At 63.5% G+C, this 25,234-nt stretch carries 25 protein-coding genes, 1 tRNA gene and 1 pseudogene; 10 read left to right on the forward strand and 17 right to left on the reverse strand.

All coding sequences use genetic code 11. The features are described from left to right. Positions 1–26 precede the first annotated feature (26 nt). Positions 27–1,211 carry an amino acid aminotransferase gene (locus EJ068_RS31620; RefSeq protein WP_127253368.1) on the reverse strand — a complete coding sequence of 395 codons (1,185 nt, stop codon included), beginning with the start codon at positions 1,209–1,211 and terminating at the stop codon, positions 27–29. A 148-nt stretch (positions 1,212–1,359) separates the two neighbouring features. Between EJ068_RS31620 and EJ068_RS31625 the strand changes: the two genes are divergently transcribed. From EJ068_RS31625 to EJ068_RS31645, 5 genes are all read left to right on the forward strand, one after another. Next, positions 1,360–1,881 carry a sigma-70 family RNA polymerase sigma factor gene (locus tag EJ068_RS31625; RefSeq protein WP_245463299.1) on the forward strand — a complete coding sequence of 174 codons (522 nt, stop codon included), beginning with the start codon at positions 1,360–1,362 and terminating at the stop codon, positions 1,879–1,881. Next, positions 1,878–2,651 carry an anti-sigma factor gene (locus EJ068_RS31630; protein WP_127386112.1) on the forward strand — a complete coding sequence of 258 codons (774 nt, stop codon included), beginning with the start codon at positions 1,878–1,880 and terminating at the stop codon, positions 2,649–2,651. The genes EJ068_RS31625 and EJ068_RS31630 overlap by 4 nt, the downstream gene beginning before the upstream one ends. Before the next feature lie 17 nt (positions 2,652–2,668). Next, positions 2,669–3,385, forward strand: a complete 717-nt coding sequence (locus tag EJ068_RS31635; protein ID WP_127253901.1) for a Bax inhibitor-1/YccA family protein — start codon at positions 2,669–2,671, stop codon at positions 3,383–3,385. Between the two features lie 176 nt (positions 3,386–3,561). Beyond that, positions 3,562–4,437, forward strand: coding sequence for an aldose 1-epimerase family protein (locus EJ068_RS31640; protein WP_127386111.1), 876 nt, complete (start codon positions 3,562–3,564; stop codon positions 4,435–4,437). Between the two features lie 3 nt (positions 4,438–4,440). Further along, entirely contained in the window at positions 4,441–4,851 is a 411-nt protein-coding gene (locus tag EJ068_RS31645) for a hypothetical protein (protein WP_127253938.1), read from the forward strand. A gap of 18 nt (positions 4,852–4,869) precedes the next feature. Here EJ068_RS31645 and EJ068_RS31650 read toward each other — a convergent pair. Beyond that, positions 4,870–5,427 (reverse strand): annotated as a pseudogene (locus tag EJ068_RS31650) (arginase family protein); the annotation flags it as partial. On the opposite strand from EJ068_RS31650, the gene EJ068_RS31655 reads away from it, so the two are divergent. Further along, a complete protein-coding gene (locus EJ068_RS31655; RefSeq protein WP_127253939.1) occupies positions 5,362–5,673 on the forward strand; it encodes a hypothetical protein in 312 nt (103 codons plus the stop codon). The pseudogene EJ068_RS31650 and the gene EJ068_RS31655 overlap by 66 nt on opposite strands. 270 nt (positions 5,674–5,943) lie before the next feature. On the opposite strand, the gene EJ068_RS31660 is transcribed toward EJ068_RS31655, so the two are convergent. The 7 genes from EJ068_RS31660 to EJ068_RS31690 all read right to left on the reverse strand — a co-directional run bounded on the left by EJ068_RS31660 (position 5,944) and on the right by EJ068_RS31690 (position 13,583). Continuing rightward, positions 5,944–6,765 carry an MBL fold metallo-hydrolase gene (locus EJ068_RS31660; protein ID WP_127250958.1) on the reverse strand — a complete coding sequence of 274 codons (822 nt, stop codon included), beginning with the start codon at positions 6,763–6,765 and terminating at the stop codon, positions 5,944–5,946. Beyond that, on the reverse strand, positions 6,762–7,556 hold the full coding sequence (locus tag EJ068_RS31665) for a TatD family hydrolase (RefSeq protein ID WP_127250957.1): 795 nt from the start codon (positions 7,554–7,556) through the stop codon (positions 6,762–6,764). The genes EJ068_RS31660 and EJ068_RS31665 overlap by 4 nt, the downstream gene beginning before the upstream one ends. Beyond that, positions 7,556–9,100 (reverse strand): methionine--tRNA ligase, encoded by a 1,545-nt coding sequence (metG, locus tag EJ068_RS31670; RefSeq protein WP_127250956.1) that lies wholly within the window; start codon positions 9,098–9,100, stop codon positions 7,556–7,558. The genes EJ068_RS31665 and metG overlap by 1 nt, the downstream gene beginning before the upstream one ends. Before the next feature lie 127 nt (positions 9,101–9,227). After that, positions 9,228–10,283: a DNA polymerase III subunit delta' gene (locus tag EJ068_RS31675; protein WP_127250955.1), complete on the reverse strand. Its 1,056-nt coding sequence runs from the start codon at positions 10,281–10,283 to the stop codon at positions 9,228–9,230. Beyond that, entirely contained in the window at positions 10,280–10,954 is a 675-nt protein-coding gene (tmk, locus tag EJ068_RS31680) for a dTMP kinase (protein WP_127250954.1), read from the reverse strand. Before tmk ends, EJ068_RS31675 begins: the two co-directional genes overlap by 4 nt. A 72-nt stretch (positions 10,955–11,026) precedes the next feature. Beyond that, positions 11,027–12,205, reverse strand: a complete 1,179-nt coding sequence (locus EJ068_RS31685; protein ID WP_127250953.1) for a D-alanyl-D-alanine carboxypeptidase family protein — start codon at positions 12,203–12,205, stop codon at positions 11,027–11,029. A gap of 94 nt (positions 12,206–12,299) precedes the next feature. Further along, positions 12,300–13,583 carry a septal ring lytic transglycosylase RlpA family protein gene (locus EJ068_RS31690; protein WP_128315292.1) on the reverse strand — a complete coding sequence of 428 codons (1,284 nt, stop codon included), beginning with the start codon at positions 13,581–13,583 and terminating at the stop codon, positions 12,300–12,302. A gap of 586 nt (positions 13,584–14,169) precedes the next feature. On the opposite strand from EJ068_RS31690, the gene EJ068_RS31695 reads away from it, so the two are divergent. Beyond that, a tRNA-Ser gene (locus EJ068_RS31695) sits at positions 14,170–14,259 on the forward strand. Positions 14,260–14,359: 100 nt separating this feature from the next. Here EJ068_RS31695 and EJ068_RS31700 read toward each other — a convergent pair. Beyond that, complete coding sequence (locus EJ068_RS31700) at positions 14,360–14,626, reverse strand: hypothetical protein (RefSeq protein ID WP_127250951.1); 267 nt, start codon at positions 14,624–14,626, stop codon at positions 14,360–14,362. Positions 14,627–14,853: 227 nt separating this feature from the next. Between EJ068_RS31700 and EJ068_RS31705 the strand changes: the two genes are divergently transcribed. From EJ068_RS31705 to rimO, 3 genes are all read left to right on the forward strand, one after another. After that, positions 14,854–15,261, forward strand: coding sequence for a DUF930 domain-containing protein (locus EJ068_RS31705; protein ID WP_126082738.1), 408 nt, complete (start codon positions 14,854–14,856; stop codon positions 15,259–15,261). Between the two features lie 167 nt (positions 15,262–15,428). Further along, positions 15,429–16,115 carry a TerC family protein gene (locus EJ068_RS31710; protein WP_126060968.1) on the forward strand — a complete coding sequence of 229 codons (687 nt, stop codon included), beginning with the start codon at positions 15,429–15,431 and terminating at the stop codon, positions 16,113–16,115. Between the two features lie 175 nt (positions 16,116–16,290). Beyond that, positions 16,291–17,604 (forward strand): 30S ribosomal protein S12 methylthiotransferase RimO, encoded by a 1,314-nt coding sequence (gene rimO, locus EJ068_RS31715; protein ID WP_127250950.1) that lies wholly within the window; start codon positions 16,291–16,293, stop codon positions 17,602–17,604. 82 nt (positions 17,605–17,686) lie between these two features. Here the strand turns inward: rimO and EJ068_RS31720 are convergent, their stop codons facing one another. From EJ068_RS31720 to EJ068_RS31750, 7 genes are all read right to left on the reverse strand, one after another. After that, complete coding sequence (locus EJ068_RS31720) at positions 17,687–18,754, reverse strand: BMP family ABC transporter substrate-binding protein (RefSeq protein WP_126060966.1); 1,068 nt, start codon at positions 18,752–18,754, stop codon at positions 17,687–17,689. Between the two features lie 51 nt (positions 18,755–18,805). Further along, entirely contained in the window at positions 18,806–19,726 is a 921-nt protein-coding gene (locus EJ068_RS31725) for an ABC transporter permease (protein ID WP_126082735.1), read from the reverse strand. Then, complete coding sequence (locus EJ068_RS31730; protein ID WP_126060964.1) at positions 19,726–20,853, reverse strand: ABC transporter permease; 1,128 nt, start codon at positions 20,851–20,853, stop codon at positions 19,726–19,728. The genes EJ068_RS31725 and EJ068_RS31730 overlap by 1 nt, the downstream gene beginning before the upstream one ends. After that, positions 20,850–22,427, reverse strand: coding sequence for an ABC transporter ATP-binding protein (locus tag EJ068_RS31735; RefSeq protein WP_189512581.1), 1,578 nt, complete (start codon positions 22,425–22,427; stop codon positions 20,850–20,852). The genes EJ068_RS31730 and EJ068_RS31735 overlap by 4 nt, the downstream gene beginning before the upstream one ends. A gap of 264 nt (positions 22,428–22,691) precedes the next feature. After that, positions 22,692–23,669: a quinone oxidoreductase gene (locus EJ068_RS31740; RefSeq protein WP_126082733.1), complete on the reverse strand. Its 978-nt coding sequence runs from the start codon at positions 23,667–23,669 to the stop codon at positions 22,692–22,694. Positions 23,670–23,799: 130 nt separating this feature from the next. Further along, entirely contained in the window at positions 23,800–24,618 is an 819-nt protein-coding gene (pcsA, locus tag EJ068_RS31745) for a phosphatidylcholine synthase (protein WP_127250948.1), read from the reverse strand. Continuing rightward, complete coding sequence (locus EJ068_RS31750) at positions 24,615–25,229, reverse strand: DUF1326 domain-containing protein (protein ID WP_042642362.1); 615 nt, start codon at positions 25,227–25,229, stop codon at positions 24,615–24,617. The genes pcsA and EJ068_RS31750 overlap by 4 nt, the downstream gene beginning before the upstream one ends. Positions 25,230–25,234 lie beyond the last annotated feature (5 nt).

Below are 25,234 nucleotides of genomic sequence, written 5' to 3' on the forward strand. Positions count from 1 at the left end.
CGGGTTGTCCACAGCAGTTGGAGACTTCAGTCGAGCACTGAGACAATCGCCTTGGCGAGATCGTCCATGCCGTCCTCCGGCAGGCCGGCGACGTTGATGCGGCTGTCGCCGACCATGTAGACGGCGTGATCGGTGCGCAGGCGCTCCACCTGTGCCTCCGTCAGCCCAAGCCTGGAAAACATGCCGCGATGGCTGGCGACGAAATCGAAGCGATCCGAGTTGGACTGCCGGCGCAATGCTTCGGCAAAAGCGACGCGCAATCTCAGCATGCGCAGCCGCATCTCCTCGAGCTCCGTCTCCCAGTCTTTCCTCAGGCCGGCGTCTTCCAGCACCATGCGCACCGCCGCGGCGCCATGATCCGGCGGCATCGAATAAAGCGCCCGCGCCGCCGCCAGCATCTGGCTCATCGCCACATCGGCCTGCGCGCCGTCCTTGGCCATGATCATCGCAGCACCCACGCGGTCGCGATAGACGGCGAAATTCTTCGAGCAGCTCGAGGCGACGACCATCTCGGGCACCTTGTCGGCCAAGAGCCGCAAGCCTGCGGCATCGGCGTCCAGGCCCTCGCCAAAGCCTTGATACGCGATGTCGACGAAGGGCAGCAGGCCGCGCTCCAGGAGAACGTCGGCGACCTTCGCCCACTGATCGAGATCGAGATTGGCGCCGGTCGGGTTGTGGCAGCAGCCATGCAGCAGCACGACATCGCCGCTGTTGGCCGTCCTGAGCGTCGCCAGCATCTCGTCGAAGCGCACAGCGCCGGAGGCGGCATCGAAATAGGGATAGTTGCGAACCTCAAGGCCGGCGGCGCGCATCACCGGCGGATGGTTCGGCCAGGTCGGATCGGAAAGCCACACCGTCGCGCCGGCGCGCGTGCGCTGCAGAAGCTCTGCCACCAGCCTGAGCGCGCCGGATCCGCCCGGCGCCTGAGCCGCGCGTATGCGCGAATGATCGGCCTTTTCGCCGAAGGCGAGCTTGATCATGGCGGCGTTGAAACCGGTGTCGCCGGCAAGGCCGAGATAGGTCTTGGTGTCCTGGCTTGCCAGCAGCCGCTTCTCGGCCTCGCGCACGGCGCGCATCACCGGCGTCCTGCCGTCGATGTCCTTGTAGACGCCGACGCCGAGGTCGACTTTGCCCGGACGTGGATCGCTGCGGTAGAGGCCGATCAGGGCAAGGATCTTGTCGGCGGGCGCGGGCTGCAGGGTCTCGAACATCGAAAAGGACTCCAATGGCGGCGGAGTGATACGCAAATCGATCCCGCCGCGCCAGCGGTTTCCTCAGCGCGCCGCCGATGCATAAAGAAAATGCCGGGCAGGGGATTAAATTCCCTACATGCTCCGTAAACAGGGCATGAAACGATCTATGGCACGCTTCGATATTGTCGGGCAGTTGGGCTCGCTGCGGCGCTATGCGCGCTCGCTGACGCGCGACAGCACTGATGCCGAGGATCTCGTCCATGACGCGCTGGTGCGCGCCTATGAGCGGCGCGCGACCTTTCGCTCGGGCGGTAATCTGCGCGCCTGGCTCTTGGCGATCGTGCACAACATCTTCATCGACCGCATGCGCTCGCGCCGCTCCGAGACGGCGCGCATCGAACAGGCCGGCCTGGTCGCCGACCAGAGCGTGCCGGCCTCGCAGGATCATTCCGTGCGCCTGTCGCAGGTCCGGGAAGCGTTTCTTTCGCTCCCCGAGGAACAGCGCTCCGCGCTCCATCTCGTCGCCATCGAAGGAATTTCCTATCAGCAGGCCGCCGAAGTCATCGGCGTGCCGCTCGGAACCTTGATGTCGCGCATCGGCCGCGCGCGCGCCGCGCTGCGCGAGATGGAGGAGGGCGCGCCGCAGAAAGCCAGGCCGCATCTCAGGATCGTGGGAGACGATCAATGACCGCCATTGTCGACCCCGTAACCGATGCCGATCTCGACGCCTATGTAGACGACCAGCTGGATGTCGCCCGCCGCATCGAGGTCGAGGCGCACCTCGCCGCGCGCCCGGAAGCGGCGGCGCGCGTGATGTCGGATCTGCGGACGCGCGACGAACTGCGCGTCGCGCTTGCCGGTCCTGTCGGCACGGCGCGTCCGGCCACGACCGAAGCGGCGCGGCGGCTGGAAAGGGCCCTTGCCAGGGGTCGGATGCTTTTCGTGCTGCAGCGCGCAGCGGCCGCGGCCGTGCTGGTCGCGGCGGGTTGGCTTGCCAACGGCATCTTTGGGCCGATCGCGGTGACCAAGGTGGTCGCCTCGACGCAGCCGCCGGCCTATGTTGAGGATGCGGTGAGAGCGCACCGGACGACCTTGATGCGCGAGACAATGCCGTCGCAGCGGGAAGCGCCGGGCTATGATGCCGACGAGATCCGCGCGGCCACCGCAATCGTCATGCCGTCGCTGCCCGACGACTGGAAGATCCGCGACGTCCAGGTCTATCCCTCTCAATTCGGGCCGAGCGTCGAGATGGCGGTCCAGACCGAGGACCTCGGCCTTGTCTCGCTGTTCGCCATCAGGCCGGGCACGTTCGACGTCGTGAAGCCCACGGTCGCGCCCGCGGACGACATCTCAACCGCCTATTTCCAGATCGGCGAGGTCGCCTATGCGGTGGTCGGGCGCGGCGACGCCGGCAGCCTCGATCGTGCCGCCGAGAAACTCGCCAGAACTCTCTACTGAGAACCAAGGAGAACCAAATGAACAGCCCCAATCTGGGATACCGAATGGGCACCGGCGTCCAGGCCGGAGCCGTCTATGACGAGGGCCTGCGCAAGCACATGCTGCGCGTCTACAACTATATGGGCCTCGGCCTCGTCGTCACCGGCCTCGTCGCCTTCTTCGTGGCCTCGACGCCGGCGCTCTACGTGCCGATCTTCTCCAGCCCGCTGAAATGGGTGGTGATGCTGGCGCCGCTCGCCTTCGTCATGCTCTTCTCGTTCAAGATGCAGACCGTGTCCGCGGCGAGCGCGCAGACGATGTTCTGGGCCTTCTGCGCCGTCATGGGCCTGTCGCTCGCCTCGGTGTTCCTGGTCTTCACCTCGACCAGCATCGCGCGCACCTTCTTCATCGCCGCCACGATGTTCGGCGCCACCAGCCTTTACGGCTATACGACAAGGCGCGACCTGACGCAGTTCTCGTCCTTCCTGATCATGGGGCTGATCGGCGTGGTGATCGCAAGCGTGGTCAACCTGTTCCTCGGCTCGACCGCGCTGCAATTCGCCATCTCGGTGATCGGCATCGCCGTCTTCGTTGGCCTCACCGCCTGGGACACGCAGACCATCAAGGAGCAGTATGCGGAGAATTTCGATGCGGAATCGCAGCAGAAGCTCGCCGTCTTCGGCGCCTTCTCGCTCTATCTGAACTTCATCAACATCTTTCAGCTGCTCCTGAATTTCACCGGCGAGCGCGAATAGCCCGGGCCGTAGCAGGCAACACTGCTGACCTCGGCGCGGCCGGAGGGAAACCTCCGGCCATTTTTGTCGACCGCGCCCAAAGCGTCCACGACCAAGGTGGATCTGCCTGCCGTGCTTGAGTTCACGCGCGCCCGTTTGCTAGCCTGCCGGCCCAACCAGCCAGCCAAGAGGACGCAATGGAACAGGTGACGCTTCACGCTGACGGGATCTCGGCGACCGTCGTCGGGCAGGGGGCCGAGATGGTCTCGCTACGCGATGGCGACGGCACCGAGCTTCTGTGGCAGGCAGGCCCCGCCTGGCGGCGCCACTCGCCGGTCCTGTTCCCGATCGTCGGCCGGCTGAAGGGCGATCAGCTGCGGCATCGCGGCCAAACCTATCCGATGACGCAGCACGGCTTTGCCCGCGACCGGCGCTTTGCCTGGGCGGAGCAGGGGCCGACCTCATGCACATTGGTCCTGTCGGATGACGCCGAAACGCGGACGCACTATCCCTTCGCCTTTCGCTTGGCCATTAGCTACGAGCTGACGCCCCAGCAGCTTGGCGTGACGTTCGAGATCACCAACACCGGCGGCGAACATTTGCCGGCCTCGATCGGCGCGCATCCGGCGTTCAACTGGCCGCTGCTGCCGGAACTGCGCAAGGAAGCCTATCGGCTGACCTTCGCCAACCATGAGCCGGCGCCGATCCGCCGCCTGAAGGACGGCCTGCTGCTGCCGGACCCACTACCGACGCCGGTCGAGGGAAAGACGCTGCCGCTGTCCGAAAAATTGTTCGTCGACGACGCCGTCATTCTCGACAAGCCGGTGAGCAATAGCGTGCGCTACGCCGCCGAGCGCGGGCCGGCGATCGAGATGTCATGGCAGGGCTTCAACGAGCTGGGCATCTGGTCCAAGCCCGGCGGCGCGCCTTTCCTGTGCATCGAGCCCTGGCACGGCATCGCCAGCCCCGTCGATTTCGACGGCGAGTTCACCGACAAGCCTGGCGTCATGCTGATCGAGCCGGGTGCCCGGCGCGTCCTGAGCTACCGGATCGTCCTCAGCCGGGAACGGTAGGGCATGGCATACGCCATCAAGACCGGGATCGAGGACACGCGGGCGAGAACGTTCGTCTTCGCCGCCCAGAAGACCATGTATGGCGGCAAGCGCATTGCGGAAGGCGACGTCATCTTCCTGTTCGCCAGCGAGAACGAAGGCGGGCAGGGGCTTGTCGCACGCGGCGTCGTGACCTCATCGGAGGCCACACCCAGGCGTCCCGATCTCGAACGGCAGACGCCGTGGGTCAGTGTCTCAGTCCGCCGTACCGGCTTGGCGACGAAACGGCTGGGCCGCAATGAGCTCAAGCGCTTCAGGGACTGGAAGGACGGCCGGCCCGAGACCGAGCTCAGCTTCAAATTCTACCGCCAGGCGACGAACAAGATCGTCGGCATCTCGGACGCGACGGCGGCATTTCTCGAAGGGTTTTTCTAGCTCCGGTTTCTTCCGATGCTAGCCCTCCAAGCGTGGCTGCCGCACGATCGCACCTATCGCATTGACGAGAAGCCGCGCCGCGGTCAGCGCCGACAGGCCGTCATCGGCGGGTGGGTAGAGTTCAACGAGGTCGAACCCCGCGATCCTAGCGCGCTTGCCGAGCCCCGCGATCAGGTCGATCGCTTGCGTGTAGGTGAGGCCGCCAGGCGTGCGCGCCGCCACGCCCGGCATGATCGAGGGATCGAGGCTGTCGCAGTCCAGGGTGACGACGACACGCGCTCCTTCCGGAATGTGGCGCAAAGCGGCTTCGACGCCGTGGGCGTGAACCTCGCGCGCTGTGACGAACCGGCTGCCATAGCGCCTCGCCGCTTCGATTTCCGCGAGACGTGCGCTGCCGACGCTGCGCAGGCCGACCTGCACCATGCCGGCGACATGGGCCATCTCGCTCGCCCGCCGCATCGGGCTCGAATAGCCGTATCGATCGCCATGCACCTCGTCGCGCCAGTCGATATGGGCGTCGATCTGCAAGACCCAGACCGGCCCGTGTTCGCCAAAACCGGCAAGGAAAGGAATGGTGGCGGAATAATCGCTGCCGTTGGTGTGCTCCTTGCCACCTTATCGCCTGTGACAGCCGTGGAGAAACTGCGCGCTTCGGACAAAGCGGCGCTTGCCGAATGCCTGAAATATGTCGGCGACTTCCCGGGCGAGGTTCCCGGCGTGAACGACACGCCGACACCGGCGCTTCACATCGACAACACCATCAAGCTCGCCGGACAGCTGCGCGCTCGACGCAACAGCCCGGCAGGCGCTGATCCTCGATGACGAGTTGTCGTATCTGCAGTGATGGCGATGACACTGCCAAAGTTCTCGTCGCAGGCAGGGTTCGTCGTCGGCCTCCGCATCACGCCCGCCGCGCTTATCGGCGGCATATCCAAAAGTCGCATAAGATAGATTATGGAACTTGCGTGTTTTGCCGGGGCTTTCGCCATTGGCGACAAACTCTGTGGACTGGCTGCGTGCGCCGCCTCGCGAATTCGAGCTACCAGCCAAACGCAGGAATGACGGGCTGCGATACTGGCTGAGCAGTCGCCGCTATCGCTCTGACTCGTAAGGAATTTCAACCACCATGCCATCATAGGCCGGCACCACGTGCTCCGGCGTCTCGGCCATCACCACGGCGTAGTCCAGCGGCACGTGCATATGCGTCAGCACGGCCTTGTTCGGAGCCAGTTTCTCGATCCAGCCCAGAGCTTGGCCGAGCGACAGATGGCTGGGATGGGTGTTGTACTGCAGCGCGTCGAGCACCAGCATGTCGAGGCCCAGCAACCGCGCGGCCGTGACGGCCGGGAAGTCGCTGATATCCGGGCAGTAGGCAAGCCCGCCGATGCGGAAGCCCAGCGAAATGATGTCGCCATGGATCTGCGGCAGCGGCTCAAAGGTGAGGGCGCCCCCCTCGCCTTCGATCACCACCGGCCTCGCGTGATCGATGATATGGGCCTTGACGATCGGCGGATAGGAGCTGCCGGGCGGCGTCTCGAAGCAATAGCCGAAGGCCTGGCGCAGCCGCTCCATCGTCGGTTCGTCGGCGTGGATGTCGATCCTGTGCCGCTGGTCGTGCACAAAACCGCGCAGATCGTCGATGCCATGGATATGGTCGGCATGCGGATGGGTATAGACGACGGCGTCGATACGCCGGACCGAAGCCATCAGCATCTGCTGGCGGAAATCCGGTCCGGTGTCGATGACGACCGTGGTGCGCGCGCCATTGGCGGCAATGCGCTCGACCAGGGCCGCCGTGCGCATGCGCCGGTTCTTCGGATTCGCGGGATCGCAATTGCCCCAATCGCCGGTGATGCGCGGCGTGCCGGGCGATGAGCCGCAGCCAAGGATGGTGAAGCGCAGCCGGTCGCTCATGTCCGCGCCATGTCTGGACGCGGCATCTTGGTGAACAGCCTGAAGAAATTGCCGGTGGTGATATCGGCGATCTCGGTTTCGCTGACGCCGATGGTCTCGGCAAGAACCTTCGCCGTGTTCGTCACATAGGCCGGTTCGTTGCGTTTTCCCCGATGCGGGATCGGCGCGAGGTAGGGCGCGTCGGTCTCGACCAGCAGCCGGTCACGCGGAACATCGGCCGCGATGGCCCGCAAATCGGGGGAATTCTTGAAGGTCAGGATGCCGGAGAAGGAGACATAGCCGCCCAGCGCCACGCCGACTTCGGCCAGCCTGCGTCCAGACGAAAAACAGTGAAGAATGAAGGGGAAGGCGCCCTTCCCTGTCTCGTCCTCGAGGATCGACGCCATGTCGTCGTCGGCATTGCGCGCATGGATGACCAGCGGCAGGCCGGTCCGTCGCGCAGCGGCGATATGGGTGCGAAAACCTTGCGCCTGCGCATCGCGCGGCGCCTTGTCATAGTGGTAATCCAGTCCGGCCTCGCCGATCGCCACCACCTTTGGGTGACCGGAAAGCCGGACCAGCTCGTCGGCGGTGACGTCGAGCTCTTCCGCCGCATTGTGCGGATGAGTGCCGACCGAGCAATAGACCTCGTTGAAAGTTTCAGCGATTTCAAGGATCTGCTGAAAGCGCCTCACGCGCGTCGAGATCGTGACCATGCGGCCTACCCCGGCGGCGAGGGCGCGGGCGACGATAGCCGCCCGCTCCTCGGCAAAGTCCGGAAAGTCGAGATGGCAGTGGCTGTCGACCAGCATCAGGCGCCTTGCTCGACATAACGCGGGAACACGCCCTCCGGCGCCGGCAACGCGGCGCCGGGCACCAGCGCTTGGTCGGCATGGATGTGCTCGAAAGCACGCTTGCCCGCAGGCACGGCCAGCAGGTCGAGCAGCTTGGCCGCCGATCCCGGAATGAAGGGCTGGCAAAGGAGTGCCACGCGTCGCACCAGTTCGGCCGTTGTCCACAAGACCGTTTCCATCCGCTCCGGATTGGTCTTCTTCAGTGCCCACGGCTCCTGGGAAGCGAAATAGCGGTCCGCTTCCGCCACCACGCCGAAGATCGCGGCCAACGCTAGATGGATGCCCTGCTCCGCCATCGCCCGGCGCGAAACGGCCAGCGCTTCGATCGCCTGGTCGAGGATCGCCGTATCGGCCTCCGCCAGCTCGTCGCGCTTCGGCACCGCACCGCCGCAATTCTTGGCGATCATGGACAGCGACCGCTGCGCCAGATTGCCAAGGCCATTGGCGAGATCCGCGTTGGTGCGGTTGACGATCGCCTCATGGCTGTAGTTGCCGTCCTGACCGAACGGCACCTCGCGCAGGAAGAAATAGCGCACCTGGTCAACGCCGTAATGGTCCACCATCGTGAACGGGTCGATGACGTTGCCGACCGACTTCGACATCTTCTCGCCGCGGTTGAACAGGAAGCCGTGGCCGAAGACGCGCTTCGGCAGCGGAATTCCCGCCGACATCAGGAAAGCCGGCCAATAGACCGCGTGGAAGCGCACGATGTCCTTGCCGATGATGTGCGCGTCGGCTGGCCAGAAACGCCATTTATCATCGTTTTCATTGGGATAGCCGACGCCGGTGATGTAGTTGGTCAAGGCGTCGACCCACACATACATCACATGCTTCTCGTCGCCAGGCACCGGCACGCCCCAGTCGAAGGTGGTGCGCGAAACCGACAGGTCCTTCAGCCCGGATTTGACGAAGCTCATCACCTCGTTGCGACGCTCGGCCGGACCGATGAAATCGGGCTGGCTCTCGTAGAGCGTGATGAGCTTGTCCTGATAGGCCGACAGGCGGAAGAAATAGCTTTCCTCCTCGACCCATTCGACAGGCGTTCCCTGCGGCCCGTAGCGCACATTGTCGGCGCGGACTTCGGTCTCCTCCTCGCCGTAATAGGCCTCGTCGCGCACCGAATACCAGCCGGCATAGCCACCCTTGTAGATGTCGCCATTGGCGGCCATCGCCTTCCAGATCGCCTGGGAGGACGCATAATGCCGTTCCTCGGTGGTGCGGATGAAATCGTCGTTGGAAGCGTTCAGCGCGCTCGCCATGCGTTTGAACTCGGCCGAATTGCGGTCGGCGAGCTCGCGCGCCGCGATGCCTTCCTTGCGCGCCGTCTGCAGCATCTTGATGCCGTGCTCGTCGGTGCCGGTCAGGAAGAACACGTCCTTGCCGTCGAGCCGCTGGAAGCGGGCAAGCGCGTCGGTGGCGATCAGCTCATAGGCATGGCCGATATGCGGCTTGCCGTTCGGATAGGAGATCGCGGTCGTGATGTAGAATGTGTCGCGTGACATGAATGAACCGTCATGAATATCTGAATGTGAGTTGTGGCGGTGGATATCGCATCGGAACGTCGATTGCCATCCCGAGGCCAATGCAGGCCGCCCGAAAGTGGGCCAACGGCATGCATCGAACGGGCCGTCACATTCGCATCGCAGAATTCAGGCGGTCGATCATGGTCAGGGCGTGCTGCTTCTTGTCGAGATTGTAGGTCTCGGCTTCAGATATCGTGTTAAGCGCCTCCTGCCAAGCCTCAGACAGGGTTTTGGCCCTAGCGAGGTCGCCGGACAGCGCCGCTTCGCTGGCGGCGGCCGAAAGCAGATCGAGCGCGCGGCGATTGAAGATGTCGAACTGGATCGCCTGGTCGCGTCCCGCCACGGCCTCGGCGAGGCGGTGGGCGCCGGCAATGTCGGGCTTCCCGGCCGTCACCAGTGCGTCGAGCGCGCCGGCGATCTCCAGCCCGCCATATTGGGTGAGCAGGATGGCGCTGCGCGCGCTGCCCCCTGCCCGCTCGGCGAGCGCCGCGCGTGCGGCCGCATCATCCGGCGGCGGCGGTTCGACATTCTCCAGCACGGTCATCAGCTCGTCGGCCGCCAGCGGCGCGAGCCGCACCATCTGGCAACGCGAGCGGATCGTCGGCAGCAGGCTGCCCGGCGCGTGCACGATCAGAATGAACAAGGTGCGCGCCGGCGGCTCCTCGAGATTCTTGAGCAAGGCATTGGCGGCGTTGGTGTTCATGTCGTCGGCCGGGTCGACGATGACGACACGGTAGCTGCCGTCATGCGAAGTCATTGACAGGAAGCGGCTGACCCTGCGGATTTCGTCCACGGTCAGCACCGTCTTGAAGCTCTTGGTCTTGTCGTTGGCGGGGCGCGTCAGATGCAGCACGCCCGGATGCGCGCCGGTGGCGATCTGGCGAAACAGTGGGGACGCCGGATCGGGAACGGCAAGCGTGTCGGGCGCCGTCCTGAAATCCGGATATTTCAGAAGATGGTGCGCCAGATGGAACGCCAGCGTCGCCTTGCCGATGCCGAGCGGCCCGGCAAAGATCAGCGCATGCGGCAGCTTGCCCGCGCGGTAGGCGCCAGCGAGCATCCCGGCCGCCGTCGCGTGGCCGATCAGCCGCGGCGTTTCGGCCGGCTCGGGCACGCCGTCCAGCGTGTCGTGCTGCTCTGGGGCGATGCGTTCGAAGATCATGCCGGCGCCGTCTCGATCCTTTGCGCCGGCAGCCTCTCTTCCAGCGCCGCGAAGACGGCGGCGGTGACGACATTTTCCACCGTATCGGGATCGGCGGCCGCGTCGATGACGATGCAGCGCTCCGGCTCCGCCGCGGCGATGGCCAGGAAAGCCTCGCGCCGCCGCCGGTGGATGGCCAAGGTCTCCTTCTCGAAGCGATCGGCGGCGTCACCCGCGCCGCGCCGCGCGGCCGCCCGCTTCAGGCCTTCGGCCGGATCGATGTCGAAGATCAGCGTCATGTCCGGCATCAAGCCGTTGATGGCCACCGCCTCCAGCGCCTTCATGAAATCGGCATCCAGACCGCCGGTGACACCTTGGTAGACTCGCGAGGAATCGATGAAACGGTCGCACAGCACGATCGAGCCGCGCTCGACTGCCGGCCGCATGACCTGCTCGACATGGTCGGAGCGCGCGGCGGCGAACAGGATTGCCTCCATTTTCGGGCCGAACGGCTCGGCCGCGCCGGACAGAAGAACGTGCCTTACCGCCTCGGCGCCAGGCGATCCACCCGGCTCGCGGCTGACCAGCACCTCATATTTCTTGGCGCGCATGCGCCGCGCCAGCCGCTCGATCTGCGTCGACTTGCCTGCTCCTTCGCCGCCCTCGAAGGTGATGAAAAATCCGCTCGCCAATCGAGACTGCCTTTGCCCGTGCTGGCCGCTGTCATAGCTCCCGTCCGACAAAAGGTCCACGAACTTGCCCGATCACAAATGTTTCTGACGCAGCCAGCCGACAGCGAGTTCCTTGGCCGCGTCGAGCGCACGCTGCGGCAGCGTGCCCACCTTCACCGATTCGGCGGCATAGAGCGGCGTCTGCTGGCTCAGCGTATCGCCTATCCAAACGCGCAGCTCACCGACCGGTTGCCCTTCCTCGACCGGCGCCGACACCGGACCCTGATAGACGATCCTGGCGGTCAGCTTGTCGCGGTTGGCTATCGGCAGAAAGATGTCTACGGGGCCTTTGGCTTTCAAGGCCAGGCCGGATTTGGCGCCGCCGAAGACCTGCGCTTCCCCGACCACCTCGTCCTTGGCGAAGATCTCGGTCTTCTGGAAGGACCGCGAGCCCCAGTCGAGCAGCTTGCGTGCCTCTTCGGAGCGTTCGCGGTCATTCGCCAGCCCGGTGAGCGCGGCGATCACGCGGATGCCGTTGTGACTGACGGTGCCGACCAGGCCGAAGCCCGCCTGTTCGCTGGCGCCGGCGACAAAGCCGTCGGCTTCGATGCCCATGGCGATCAGCGGATTGCGGTTCCTTTGCGCGATCTTGTTCCAGGTGAAGTCCGGCTGGCCGTAATAGTGGAAGAACTCCGGGTAGTCCCGCCACAGATGCAGCGCCAGCATCGTCAGCTCGCGCACCGTCGTCTGCTGGCCGTCGGCAGGCAGGCCGGTCGAATTGACGAAGGTCGATTTCGACAGGCCGAGCTGGCGGGCGCGATCCGTCATCTGCGCGGCGAAATTCGCTTCCGAGCCGGCCATGCCCTCGGCAAGCACGATGCAGCCGTCATTGGCGGCCTGCACGGTGACACCCTGGATCAGGTCCTCGACGCGGACCTCGGATTTGAGCTTGGCGAACATGGTCGAGGTCCCGGACGGCGCGCCGCCGGTGCGCCAGGCGTTTTCGCTGACGACAAACGTGTCGTCGAGCGTGATCCGCTTCGCCTTGAGAGCGTTGAAGACCACCTCCATCGTCATCAGCTTGGCCATCGAGGCCGGTGGGATCGGCTTGTCGGGGTCCTTGGCGAAGAGCACCGTGCCGGTGTCGACATCGATCATGAACGCCTGAGTCGCCTTGGTCTCGAACAGCTGCGCGCCAGCCGGGGCGGCGCACAACAGCGCCAGCACCAATCCCAGAAGGCTGGCGAAAGGCGGAAGAATGCGCAATTGCATGAAATGTCGACCCAATCTGAGCAAAACCGGAGAGTCGCCCGGAATTGCGCCAAGACTACCCCGCGGCCAAGCTAGCAGGGTTTTTTCGGCCGGATCAACGTGCAGTGCAAATTTGATCAGTTCGCACAACCAGCGCGTCCGGCGCGCCATGCGACCAGGCTGCCTGGAGCAGGTCGTCAATGCTGCCGTGCCCATCCGGATAGACATTGACCGCGTACCAGTCATTGCCGTCCATCTCCGTGCGCTGGATCTCGGTCCGGCCGAACGGCTCGAGCGCCGCGGCCACACGCTTGGCGTCGGCGGCTTCGTCGAAGGAACCGGCGGCGACGTAGTCGGATCCAGGCGCCTGTTCCTGGCGGTTCGATTTCTTCCACGATTCCAGGATATCGGCCGGCGACATGCCGCCGGCATCGAGCGCGGCAAAGACATCGGCGCGCTTCACCCGCTCATCCGCGTAGGACAGGGAAGCCATGGCGAAGGGCGAGTTCGGCGGCAGGCCGAGATCCGGCCGCTCCGGCACGATCGGTCCGAAATCGGGCAGCACGACATCACTGGCATCTTGCGCCGAGAACGCTGCTGGTTGCACGGCCGGCTGCTCCGACAGGCCCGGCTGCGCGGCAAAGGCCTGCCCCGAATTGGTCAACTGTCCAGGGAACGGCACGGCCGGCGGCGCGCCCACCGAGAGGCTCGGCGACGGGCCGTTCATGGCCACCATCACACCGGTCGGCAGGCCGTCCGACGGATCCGGCCGCTTGTTGCCGGGGCGGTAGGACGCCACCAGATACTGGTCGTCGTCGCCATCGAGCGGCGCGCGGCCGACATATTCGACTTTGACCCGGGCCGTGCCGACCTTGTCATAGTCGAGCATTTGCGCGGCGCGTTCGGAGACGTCGATGATGCGGCCTTCATGATAGGGACCCCGGTCGTTGACGCGAACGATCACGGAACTGCCGGTCTCCAGATTGGTGACGCGTGCATAGCTCGGCAGTGGCATCGTCGGATGCGCCGCCGTCAGATGCGTCATGTCATAGACTTCGCCATTGGCGGTCAAACGCCCGTGGAAGGCATCGCCATACCAGGAGGCCAGCCCGACCTTCGTGAAGCCCTTCTTATCCTCCTTCGGATAATACCACTTGCCGCGAACCTGGTAGGGCCTGCCGAGCTGGTCGCGGCCGCCGCCCCGGCGCATGAACTGGACGCGCGGGCTTGCCTTCACGCCATATTCGGATTCGGCGAAATATTCCTTGGGACGGGCCTTCTTGTAGACCATCCCCTTCGGCTCGGGCTGTGAGGCGCAGGCAGCCAGCAGCAGGCCCGAAAGGGCGCACAGGGCGAAAGCAGAAGCGCGACGAAGACGCGGGCGCGTCGGAGTCTGCATGTTTTCGATTGTCCCCTACCGTGCTGCACCCGACGGAGCCAGAGGTCGCCCGTTAGGCCAACACCTTGATCCGCAATCCCTTTTGCACAGGAATTGCTTATCACGATGTTAATCGATTATGGCCGCAACAGGGCGAGATTGTGGCATGAGTGCAGAATGCCGCTCGGAAAGTCCGTGCTCGTTCGAGAACGCCCTGCTGCCAATAGCGCCGGCCACAAGATCGCCAGCGCGTCAAATCCGAATAAGAGTGCGGGTTTGTCCTGCTATTGCGGCTGCACGTTGGACGGCAGCTGTTGGGCCGTCGCACGAGACAACTTCTGGCGCTTCGTCAAAACCGGCTTCTCATAAATCTTTTTCATCAATTCCCCCGTTAGAACATTAGCAGGTAGAGATTGGCAAGGTCTTGGCGGCATTGTCAATTGCATCTGACCGGCTTCCTGGGATTGCCCCCGGCTCCCGAGAATATGATTGAGCCTGTCCTGCGATTGACAGATCTTTGCGCGGCGCACTAGAGCATGGAGCGCATGCGTTCTTGTCGGCACGGTTTTGCTGTTAACAGGACGAAGCGCCTCGTGAAGATCACGATGGAGGGATGGCCGAGCGGTTTAAGGCACCGGTCTTGAAAACCGGCGTGGGCGCAAGTTCACCGTGGGTTCGAATCCCACTCCCTCCGCCAAAATTCCAATAAAATCAATAACTTAAGCCAAACCGTCGGGCTGTGGCATAAGTTTTAGCCTAACCGGATATGAAAAGGCCCGGCAAGCCGAAGTTGGCCATCAATAACCAGTTGGGATCCACGGATCGGTGTCGTACCCCAAGCGATGGTCCAGGAAATTTGCGGCCTGATTTGACGGACGCGCAACAACCACCGTGCCTGTTGATTTGCAATCCAGTTTCGGTGCCGGCTTGCCGCTGCCAGCCTTCATATGTGCTGCAGGACAAGAGATTGCTGCCTGAGCGGTGGCTACCTTTTTCTTTTCTTTCGCAACGGCTGCTCCGGTGGCGGCCAATACCATTGCTACGCCAAACACAACGAATTTCATTAAAACGCCCTCACCTGCACAACCCGAAAAATAGATTGCGCCTGCATTAACGTGACGTCAACTACATGTTGCCCCAACGACGGCCTTTATGCGCACTAGCGATTCTGCAAGTCACAGCCGCCAAGAGTTGTGCGCTGCTTGTATTGGTTGGTGGGCCGAAGCGATCCTGACACCCATGGCGGTCAATCGTTGGTGAAACACCGTTTATTTGATTTCTCGGACAAAATATGCTGCTTCTCGCGCCCATGAAAAAGCTCTGCCTGATGGTTCTGGCGTCGCTGGCGCCGGTCTTGCCGGCCAAGGCGATGGACAATGCGTTGCGCGCCGGCCTGATGAAACTCGATCCCGAAACCCGCCTCGAGCAGCGGTGCGACGCAGAAGTGCTCGACCGGATCAGCCACGACGATCGCAACTACAAGGCCGACCGGGTCGTGGCCTACGCCTTCGCCACGCCGCAGATGAGCGCCGATGCCATCAAGAGCTCGGGCGCCGCCTTCCGCAGCAAGGGCCAATGGTACCGGCTGAAGTTCAAATGCCAGACCGCGCCGGACCATATGCAGGTGCTGCAGTTCCGCTACAAGATCGGTGACGAAATCCCCGAATCCGACTGGGCCAAATACAATCTCTACGACTAGTTCCCGCCCGCCGCCTGACCGGCGAACACCCGAAATGATTGAGGGCTTGCGCTGGCGGCGCCGTTTTCCGGCGATGTCCGAACCTGCGTCTTGACGCCGGTGAACCATGCCTTTAGGGCCGTCTGGGTATTGGGCGACCCGCGTTTCAGGCAAGGGATTTCTAGTCTATGGAAATATTCACTGCCGCAGGCGTTTCAGCTCTCCTTCAGGTCGTCGCAATCGATCTCGCGCTCGCCGGCGACAACGCAATTGTGATCGGCCTCGCGGCCGCCGGCCTCCCGGCGGATCAGCGCAAGCGCGCCATCATTGTCGGCATCGCGGCGGCGACAGTCCTGCGCATCGTCTTCGCCCTCATCACGCAATGGCTGCTGAGCATCGGCCCGATGCTGCTCATCGCCGGCGGGCTTCTGCTTCTGTGGGTCTGCTGGAAGATGTGGCGCGAATTGCGCGTCAGCCATGACGACGAGCGCGATGCGACCGAAGCGCTGTCGAACAGCGACTACAACAAGGACGGATCCGTCGCCGGCAAGGGAGCACGCAAGACCTTCTCTCAAGCCGCCTGGCAGATCGTCATCGCCGACGTCTCGATGTCGCTCGACAATGTGCTCGCCGTCGCCGGCGCCGCCATGAAGCATCCGACGGTGTTGATCATCGGGCTGGCCCTTTCGATCGCCCTGATGGGTTTTGCCGCTTCCTTTGTCGCCCGGCTGCTGCATCGATATCGCTGGATCGCCTATATCGGCCTGCTGATCATCTTGTACGTGGCGATCAACATGCTTCTCGGCGGCGCCGTGCAGCAGTTCCCCGACCATTTTGCCTTCCTGGCGCCCTGGTTCGGATCGGACGGTCACTGATGCTCGTTAAGGGATAGGTTGCCGAGTCTCTTGTCCTGGCCGGCGGCAGGTTTGCTTCTGTGCCGAAGCGTGCTATTGCGCCGCGCGAAATGGCTCAAAGCCGCGCCGTAGATCGACCTTCAGAGCCAAAGGCTCAATCCTCGATCTCGCCTTCACCTCTTGGAAAACAAAATTTATGTCCGCCCCACGCGTCAGTTTCGTCAGTCTTGGATGTCCGAAAGCGCTCGTCGATTCCGAGCGCATCATCACGCGGCTCCGCGCCGAAGGCTATGAGATCGCGCGCAAGCATGATGGCGCCGACCTCGTCGTTGTCAACACTTGCGGCTTCGTCGATTCCGCCCGCGACGAGTCGCTCAACGCCATCGGCTCCGCGCTTTCCGAAAATGGCCGCGTCATCGTCACTGGCTGCCTCGGCGCCGAGCCGGACGTCATCCGCGAGAAACATCCCAATGTGCTGGCGATCACCGGCCCGCAGGCCTATGAGAGCGTGATGGCGGCGGTCCACGAGGCGGCTCCGCCCAGCCACGACCCTTATGTCGATCTGCTGCCGCCGCAGGGCGTGAAGCTCACCCCGCGCCACTACGCCTATCTGAAGATTTCCGAGGGCTGCAACAACCGCTGCACCTTCTGCATCATCCCGGCGCTGCGTGGCGATCTGGTCTCGCGGCCGGCGGCGGATGTGCTGCGCGAAGCTGAAAAGCTGGCCAAGGCCGGCGTCAAGGAAATCCTCGTCATCTCGCAGGACACCAGCGCCTACGGCGTCGACATCAAGTACCAGACATCGATGTTCGGCGACCGCGAGGTGCGGGCGAAATTCCTCGACCTTGCCGAGGAGCTCGGCAAGCTCGGCATCTGGATACGCATGCATTATGTGTACCCCTACCCGCATGTCGCCGACGTCATTCCGCTGATGGCGGAAGGAAAGATCCTGCCCTATCTCGACATCCCCTTCCAGCACGCCTCGCCGCAGGTGCTGAAGAACATGCGGCGCCCCGCGCATGGCGAAAAGACGCTGGACCGTATCCGCGGCTGGCGCGAGGTCTGCCCGGATCTCGCCATCCGCTCCACCTTCATCGTCGGTTTCCCCGGCGAGACCGAGGACGATTTCCAGATGCTGCTCGACTGGCTGGACGAAGCCAAGATCGACCGCGCCGGCTGCTTCAAATATGAGCCTGTCAAGGGCGCGCGCTCCAACGACCTCGGGCTCGAACAGGTGCCGCAGGAAATCAAGGAAGCGCGCTGGCACCGCTTCATGCAGCGCCAGCAGAAGATTTCCGCCGCGCAGTTGGCCAAGAAAGTCGGCAAGCGCCTGCCGGTGCTGGTCGACGAGGCGCATGGCGCGTCCGGCAAAGGCCGCACCAAATACGACGCGCCGGAGATCGACGGCTCGGTCCACATCCAGTCGCGGCGGCCGCTGCGCGCCGGCGAGATCGTCACCGTCAAGATCGACCGCGCCGACGCTTACGATCTTTACGGATCGGCCGTCTGATCGTCCTCCAAAGCGAAGGCACACCGAATGAGAAAGGGCGCCGCGCGGCGCCCTTTCCTTTTTGACACCAGTAACTTGCAGCTTACTGCGGCAGCTTGTCGTCGACGCCCTTGACGTAGAAATTCATGCCGAGCAGCGTGCCGTCATCGGCGACTTCGCCGTCCTTCAGCCACGGCGAGCCGTCCTGCTTGGAGACCGGTCCGGTAAAGGGGTTCCAGCCGCCGGCGATCTTCTTCGTGGTCGCCTCCGCCATAGCCTTCACGTCGTCAGGCATGTTGGTGAAGGGCGCGAGCTTTACGGCGCCGTCCTTGATGCCGAGCCACACATTGTCCGGCTTCCAGGTGCCGTCGAGCGCGGCCTGCACGCGGCTGATGTAGTAGGGACCCCATTCGTCCGTGAGCGAGGTGAGCTGCGCGTTCGGCGCGAACTTGATCATGTCGGATGACTGGCCGAAGCCGTGCAGCTTGCGCTCCTCGGCGACCTGCAGCGCGGCGGTGGAATCGGTGTGCTGCACGATGATGTCGGCGCCCTGGTCGAACAGCGCCTTGGCTGCGTCGGCCTCCTTGCCGGGATCGAACCAGGAATTCACCCACACGATCTTCACCTTGAAGTCGGGATTGACCGACTGCGCGCCGAGCATGAAGGAGTTGATGCCCATCACCACTTCCGGGATCGGGAAGGACACGATGTAGCCGGCAAGGCCCTTCTTCGATTCCTTGGCCGCGATCTGGCCGAGCACGTAGCGGCCTTCATAGAAGCGGGCGTTGTAGATGCCGAGATTCTTGCCGGTCTTGAAGCCGGTGGCATGCTCGAACATCACTTTGGGGAACTTCTTCGCGACCTTCACCTCGGCGTCCATGAAGCCGAAGGACGTGCCGAAGATGATCTTGCACTTCTCGCGCGCCAGGCGCTCGAAGGCGCGGTCGGCGTCCGGGCCTTCCGAGACGTTTTCGAGATAGGCGGTCTCGACCTTGTCGCCGAGCGCCTTCTCGACTTCGAGGCGGCCCTGGTCGTGCTGGTAGGAATAGCCGAAGTCGCCGATCGGACCCGTATAGACCCAGCAGGCCTTCAGCTTGTCGGCCGCCTCGGCGGTTGCCGCGACCGACAGGGCCGCAGCCGTGGTCATCAACGCAATAAGCAGTTTTTTCATTGTGTTACCTCTCTGAGTTAAGCCTTGGAGCTTCCCGTCTTTTTGTTGTCGTCAACGATCCGGAACGAATGGCTGCCCCAACGAAGCCGGCGTGTTCATCATTGTCAGCCGCTTGTTGCGCGAGATTAGAACGAGAACCGCGATGGTTGCCAGATAGGGCAGCGAAGAAAGAAACTGCGACGGCACCGGAATGCCAAAAGCCTGTGCATGAAGCTGGCCGATCCACACAGCGCCGAAGATATAGGCGCCTGCCAGCACCCGCCACGGACGCCAGGACGCGAACACCACCAGCGCCAGCGCGATCCAGCCGCGGCCCGCGCTCATGTTCTCCACCCATTGCGGCGTGTAGACCAGCGACAGATGCCCGCCGGCAAGGCCGGCGCAGGCGCCCCCGAAGATCACCGCCAGGTAACGGTAGCGGATGACCTTGATGCCCAGCGCATGCGCCGACGTATGGCTGTCGCCGATCGAGCGAAGCGTAAGCCCCGTGCGCGTCCTGAACAGGAACCACATGACCGCCGCGGTCAGCGCGATCGAGATGTAGAAGACCGGATCCTGGCCGAAGATCAGCCTGCCGACGACCGGGATCGAGCTGATCACCGGGATATCGAGATTGGGCAGTCTCACGCCCGGCTGACCGACGAAGCTGGTGCCGATCATGCCGGAAAGGCCGAGGCCGAGCAGCGTCAGCGACAGGCCCGTCGCCACTTGGTTGGTGGCGAGCGACAGCGTCATGACGGCGAAAAGCAGCGAGAACAGCGCACCGACGATGATTGCGGCGAGCAAGCCGATCCACGGTGACCCGGTGAGATAGCCGGCGCCGAAGCCGCCGACGGCGCCCATGATCATCATGCCCTCGACGCCGAGATTGAGCACGCCCGAGCGTTCGACCACCAGTTCGCCGATCGCCGCGATCAGCAGCGGCGTCGCGGCGGTCGCAATGGTCAAAAGGATGTTGACGGTGATGTCCATCAGCGGGCCTCCTCGAGCTTGGGCGCTGCATCGAGCTTCGCGGCGTTCGGCTTCATCAGCGCCACGCCGATCAGGCGAATGCGGTAGTGGATGAGTGTGTCGCAGCCGAGCACGAAGAACAGAAGCATGCCCTGGAACACGCGCGCCACCTTGTCGGAGATGCCGAGCGCGCTCTGCACCGCCTCGCCGCCGAGATAGGTCAGCGCCAGGACGAGACCCGCGGCCACGATGCCCAGCGGATTGAGCCTGCCGAGGAAGGCGACGATGATGGCGGTGAACCCGTAGCCCGGCGAGATCACCGGCTGCAACTGGCCGATGGCGCCGGAGACTTCCGAAATGCCCGCCAGACCGGCCAGCGCGCCGGACAGAAGGAAGGTGAAGAACACCATCCGGTTCAAGCCGAAGCCGGCAAAGCGCCCTGCCCTCGGGCTGGAACCCAGAACGCGCACCTCGAAACCTTTCAGCATGCGGCTCATCATCAGCCAGATCGCTACGGCGGCGACCAGGGCGAAGACGAAGCCCCAATTGGCGCGGCCGGCATCGGGCATCAGCTCCGGCAGCACCGCGGAATCGCCGAACTGGATGGTCTGCGGGAAGCCATGGCCTTGCGGGTCACGCCATGGGCCGCGCACCAGCCAGTCGAGGAAAAGCTGCGCGACATAGACCAGCATCAGGCTGGTCAGAATCTCATTGGTGCTGAAGCGGGTCTTCAAAAACGCCGGGATCGACGCGTAGAAGGCGCCGCCGACCATGCCGAGCAAGAGCATCAGCGGGATCACCAGCGGGCCTTCGAATTGCGGGAACAGCACCGGGATGATCGAGCCGAAGATCGCGCCGAAGATGAATTGGCCTTCGGCGCCGATGTTCCAGATGTTGGCCTTGTAGCAGACCGACAGTCCGACCGCGATCAGGATGAGGGGCGCCGCCTTGATGGCCAGCTCGTGCAACTGCCAGACTTCGCTGATCGGCTGGATGAAATAGATGTTGAATGCATCCAGCGGATTGACGCCGAGCAAGGCGAACATGATGGCGCCGGCGATCATCGTCAGCGCGAAGGCAATGAACGGCGACAGCACCGAAAACAACGCCGAGCGCTGCGGACGTTTGACCAGTTCGATGCGCATCATGCGATCTCCAGGCTGTGTTCTGCGTGGCCGGGCTCGGCGCCACCCATCAAGAGGCCGATCTTCTCGAAAGTCGCCTCGGCGATCGGCAGCGGCGCCGACAATTGCCCGTTGTGCATGACCGCGATCGCATCCGACAGCTCGAACAATTCGTCGAGATCCTGGCTGATGACCAGGACGGCGGAGCCGCTGCGCGCAAGCTCGATCAGGGCCTGGCGAATGCGAGCGGCCGCGCCTGCGTCCACGCCCCAGGTCGGCTGGTTGACGATCATGACGCTCGGCTTGCGGTCGAGTTCGCGGCCGACGATGAATTTTTGCAGATTGCCGCCCGAGAGCGCGGCCGCCTCCGGATCGGGCGCGCTCTTGCGCACGTCCATGGCGGTGATGATGCGCTGGGCGGCGCTATAGACGGCGCTGTTCTTGACCATGCCGCCGGAGCCGACGAAAGCCTTGCCGTCGGTGGCGTGACGGGACAGCAGCAGGTTCTCCGAAAGCTTCATACGCGGGGCGGCGCCGTGCCCCAGGCGCTCTTCCGGCACGAACGCAGCACCCATCAGCCGCCGGCCGGTGATGGAGAGCGCGCCGGCGTCCTTGCCGCGGATGCGCACCGAACCCGCATCCTGCTGTAGCACTTCGCCGGAGACGGATTCGAAGAACTCGCCCTGGCCGTTGCCGGCAACGCCGGCAATGCCGATCACTTCGCCGGCGCGCACGGTGAGATTGATGTTCTTCAGCGGGATGGCAAAGGGCGTCGCCGGCTTGCGCGTCAGCCCACGGATTTCCAACAGCGCCGGCGCGGTCTCGATGCCTTCGGCCGGCGCGCGCTCCACGGCCTTGACTTCGCTACCAACCATCATGCGGGCAAGCGACGCGGCCGTCTCCTCGCGCGGATTGCAGTGGCCGACCACCTTGCCGTGGCGAAGCACGGTGGCGCGATCGCAAATGCGTTTGACCTCTTCCAGCCGGTGCGAGATGTAGAGGATCGATTTGCCCTCCGAGCGCAGTCGCTCCAGCGTCTCGAACAGCTTGTCGGCTTCCTGCGGCGTCAGCACCGACGTCGGCTCGTCGAGGATGATGAGTTGCGGCGTCTGCAAGAGGCAGCGGATGATCTCGATGCGCTGGCGTTCGCCGACGGAGAGGTCGCCGACCAGGGAGTCCGGATCCAGCGGCAGCCCATAGCTGAAGGACAGCGCCCTCGCCTTCGCCGCGATGGTGCTGATCGGCGAACCGTCATTGAGCGAAAGCGCGATGTTCTCGGCCGCTGTCAGCGCCTCGAACAGCGAGAAATGCTGGAACACCATGCCGATGCCGAGCTTCTTCGCCACGCCCGGGCTGGTGATCTTGACCGCCTTGCCGTCCCAGAAGATCTCGCCCGAGTTCGGCTCCAGCGAGCCGAACAGCATCTTGACCAGCGTCGATTTGCCGGCGCCGTTCTCGCCGAGCAGCGCGTGGATTTCGCCCTTTGCGATGTTGAGATCAATGTGATCGCACGCCGTCAGCGTGCCAAAAATCTTGGTGAGACCACGAACCTCAAGCAGGTTCGACCTGTCATGATTTGCACTCACAGTGCCTCCCATCCGGCTTTCCGGATATGTTCTGTGTTCCCGAAAGCATGGTATGCGCGGCCGGCTCCCATCGGAAAGCAGCACCCAACTTGAAAGAGCTTCAAGAATTTCAGCGGAAACTCAAGGGCTAAGATAGACCTCTTGAGAACAACCGCAAATCCGCATCGCGTTTCAGGGAAGCCGTGCCTTCGGGCACGGCAAGCCGCTGAAAGACAGGGCAGTTGGCTAAGGTATGATGCCGAAAAGTGCGAGGCGGTTTTCCGACGACATCATGCTCTAGGGAATGAGAACGGTCGTTCCCGTCGTCTTGCGGGCTTCGAGATCGGCTTGCGCCTTTCCTGCGTCCTTCAACGCGTAGCGCTGGTTGATCTTGATCTCGACGGCGCCGCTCTTGACCACATCGAAAAGCGCTTCTGCCGACTTCACCAGATCCTCACGCTTGGCGTTGTAGACGAAGAGCGTCGGTCGGGTCGCGTAAAGCGAGCCTTTCTGGGCGAGAAGCGACATCGGGAAAGGCGGAACCGGTCCCGACGACGAGCCGAAGCTGACGAACATGCCGAGCGGCCGCAGGCAATCGAGCGAGGCGGGAAAAGTATCGGCGCCGACGGAATCATAGACGACGTCGCATTTCTTCCCACCGGTAAGCGCCGCGACGCCGGCGACGAAATCCTGCTCCTTGTAGTTGATGACATGATCGAAGCCATGCGCCCGCGCGAGCTCGATCTTGTCGGCGGAGCTCGCGGTGCCGATCACGATCGCGCCGAGATGCTTTGCCCATTGGCCGAGGATCAGGCCGACACCGCCGGCTGCCGCATGGTAGAGGATCGTGTCGCCGGCCTTGACCGGGAAGGTTCGACGCAAGAGGTATTCCGCCGTCATGCCCTTCAGCATCATCGCCGCCGCCTGCTCGTCGCTGATGCCGTCCGGCACCTTGACCACGCGGTCGGCGGCGATCACCCGCTGCTCGGCATAAGCCCCGACATTGACGGCATAAGCGATGCGGTCGCCGGGCTTCAGCCAGTCGACGCCGGTGCCGAGCGCCAGCACGACGCCCGCCGCCTCGCTGCCGGGAATCAGCGGCAAACCGCCGGGGGGCGGATAAAGCCCGGAGCGGTAATAGACATCGATGAAGTTCAGGCCGATCGCTGTGTGCCGGATCAGGATCTGGCCTTCTCCCGGCTGGCCGGGATCGGCATCCTCGTAAGCCAGGACTTCGGGGCCGCCATTGGCGTGGATGCGGATTGCCTTGGACATCGCTCAACTCTCTGAAGGGTACGCAAACTGGAGCATGACCCCGAAAGGGCCAGCCGATGTTTGAAAGATCATGGGCCGATAGACAGCTAGGTCAGGATGACCATTCGACCAAAAATATCCTGATCCAGGATCAGGACTTCCTGGCGCCCAGACTGGGGAACATCTGCATGATGCCCCCGATACAGGCGAGATAGAGGCCGGTGATGGTGATGCCGATCTTGGTGAAGTCGCTGACCTGCTCTCCCAGCACGCCGATCTTGTCATAGAAGGCGGCAAGTGCTGCCTGCGCCAGCGCCAGCGCGCCGAAGGCGCACCACAAAAGCGTCATGCCGAGATTGACCGGCCTCAGCCGCACGACGCGCACCGGATGAATGAAGTAGATCGGCAGGAAGGTCAAAATACCGGCAATCACCACCACGGCGAACGATACCCATTGCCCCGGCTCGATGACGAACAGCGTGAACACCACCATGTTCCAGACGACAGGGAAGCCTTTGAAGAAGTTCTCCTTCGTCTTCATGCCGGTGTCGGCATAGTAGATCGCGCTGGAGACGACGATGATGGCGGCCGACAGAAAGGACAGGTTCTCGCCCATGAAGCCGCGCTGATAGAGCGCGAAGGCCGGGATGAGCACGTAAGTGACGTAGTCGATGATGTTGTCGAGGAGCTCTCCCGACCATGTCGGCAGGATCTCCTTGACCTCGAGCTTCCTGGCGATCGGGCCGTCGATGCCGTCGACGAACAGCGCCAGCCCCAGCCACCAGAACATCGCCGTCCAGCGTTCCTCGCTCGCCGCCACCAGCGACAGGAAGGCCAGGAACGATCCTGACGCGGTCAGCAGATGAACGGAAAACGCACGCGCCTGCGGCCACGTCACCTTCTTCTTCGGCAACGGAATCCGCTGCGCGATCTTCTTCGCCGCCTTCCTGGCCGTTGTATTCTTGCTCACGGTCCCCGCCAGTCCAGCTTGCAGATTTCGGCCGATCGGCCGGCGAAATTCCAGTTGCGGCCGAAGGCGCGCATCTTGCTCTTGTCGGACTTCGCCACGATGATTTCCGGCGCGATCCAATATTCGGAATTGGTGATCACCGTATCCTTTTCACGGTCCTTGCCGGGGATCGGCGTCACCGCGCCGTCGATGATCTTCGGTATTTGGAAGACGCGCGTCCTGTCACGCGTCTCATAGGTAATCGGCACCTGCTCGACGCCGAGGAATTTGCCGACAAGGATCGACAGCAGCGAGGTGGTGCCGCCGGCCTTACCCGTGAAGATCTTGGTCAGCGCTTTGACCGCATAGACTGACGCCCGCTTGTCGATGAACAGTCCGGCGCTCCAGTTGCCGCGGCTCATATAGCCGGGGATTTCCATCACCAGGCCGAGATTGAGACCTGAAAGGTCGACTTCGCCGAAATGGCCGGCATCGATGCGGAAGCCCGCCCAGGTCTGGCAGTAGCCTTCCGTCGGCGGGTGGCTGCCGAGCGACAGCACGCAGGGGCAGAAAACCGTGCAATTGCAGGAGAGTACCAGCTCCCCTTTCATCGCCCAGCTTTGGTCGGTCATCGAAT

The sequence above is a fragment of the Mesorhizobium sp. M2A.F.Ca.ET.043.02.1.1 genome (genome assembly GCF_003952405.1).
In the GTDB taxonomy this organism is placed as follows: Bacteria; Pseudomonadota; Alphaproteobacteria; order Rhizobiales; family Rhizobiaceae; genus Mesorhizobium.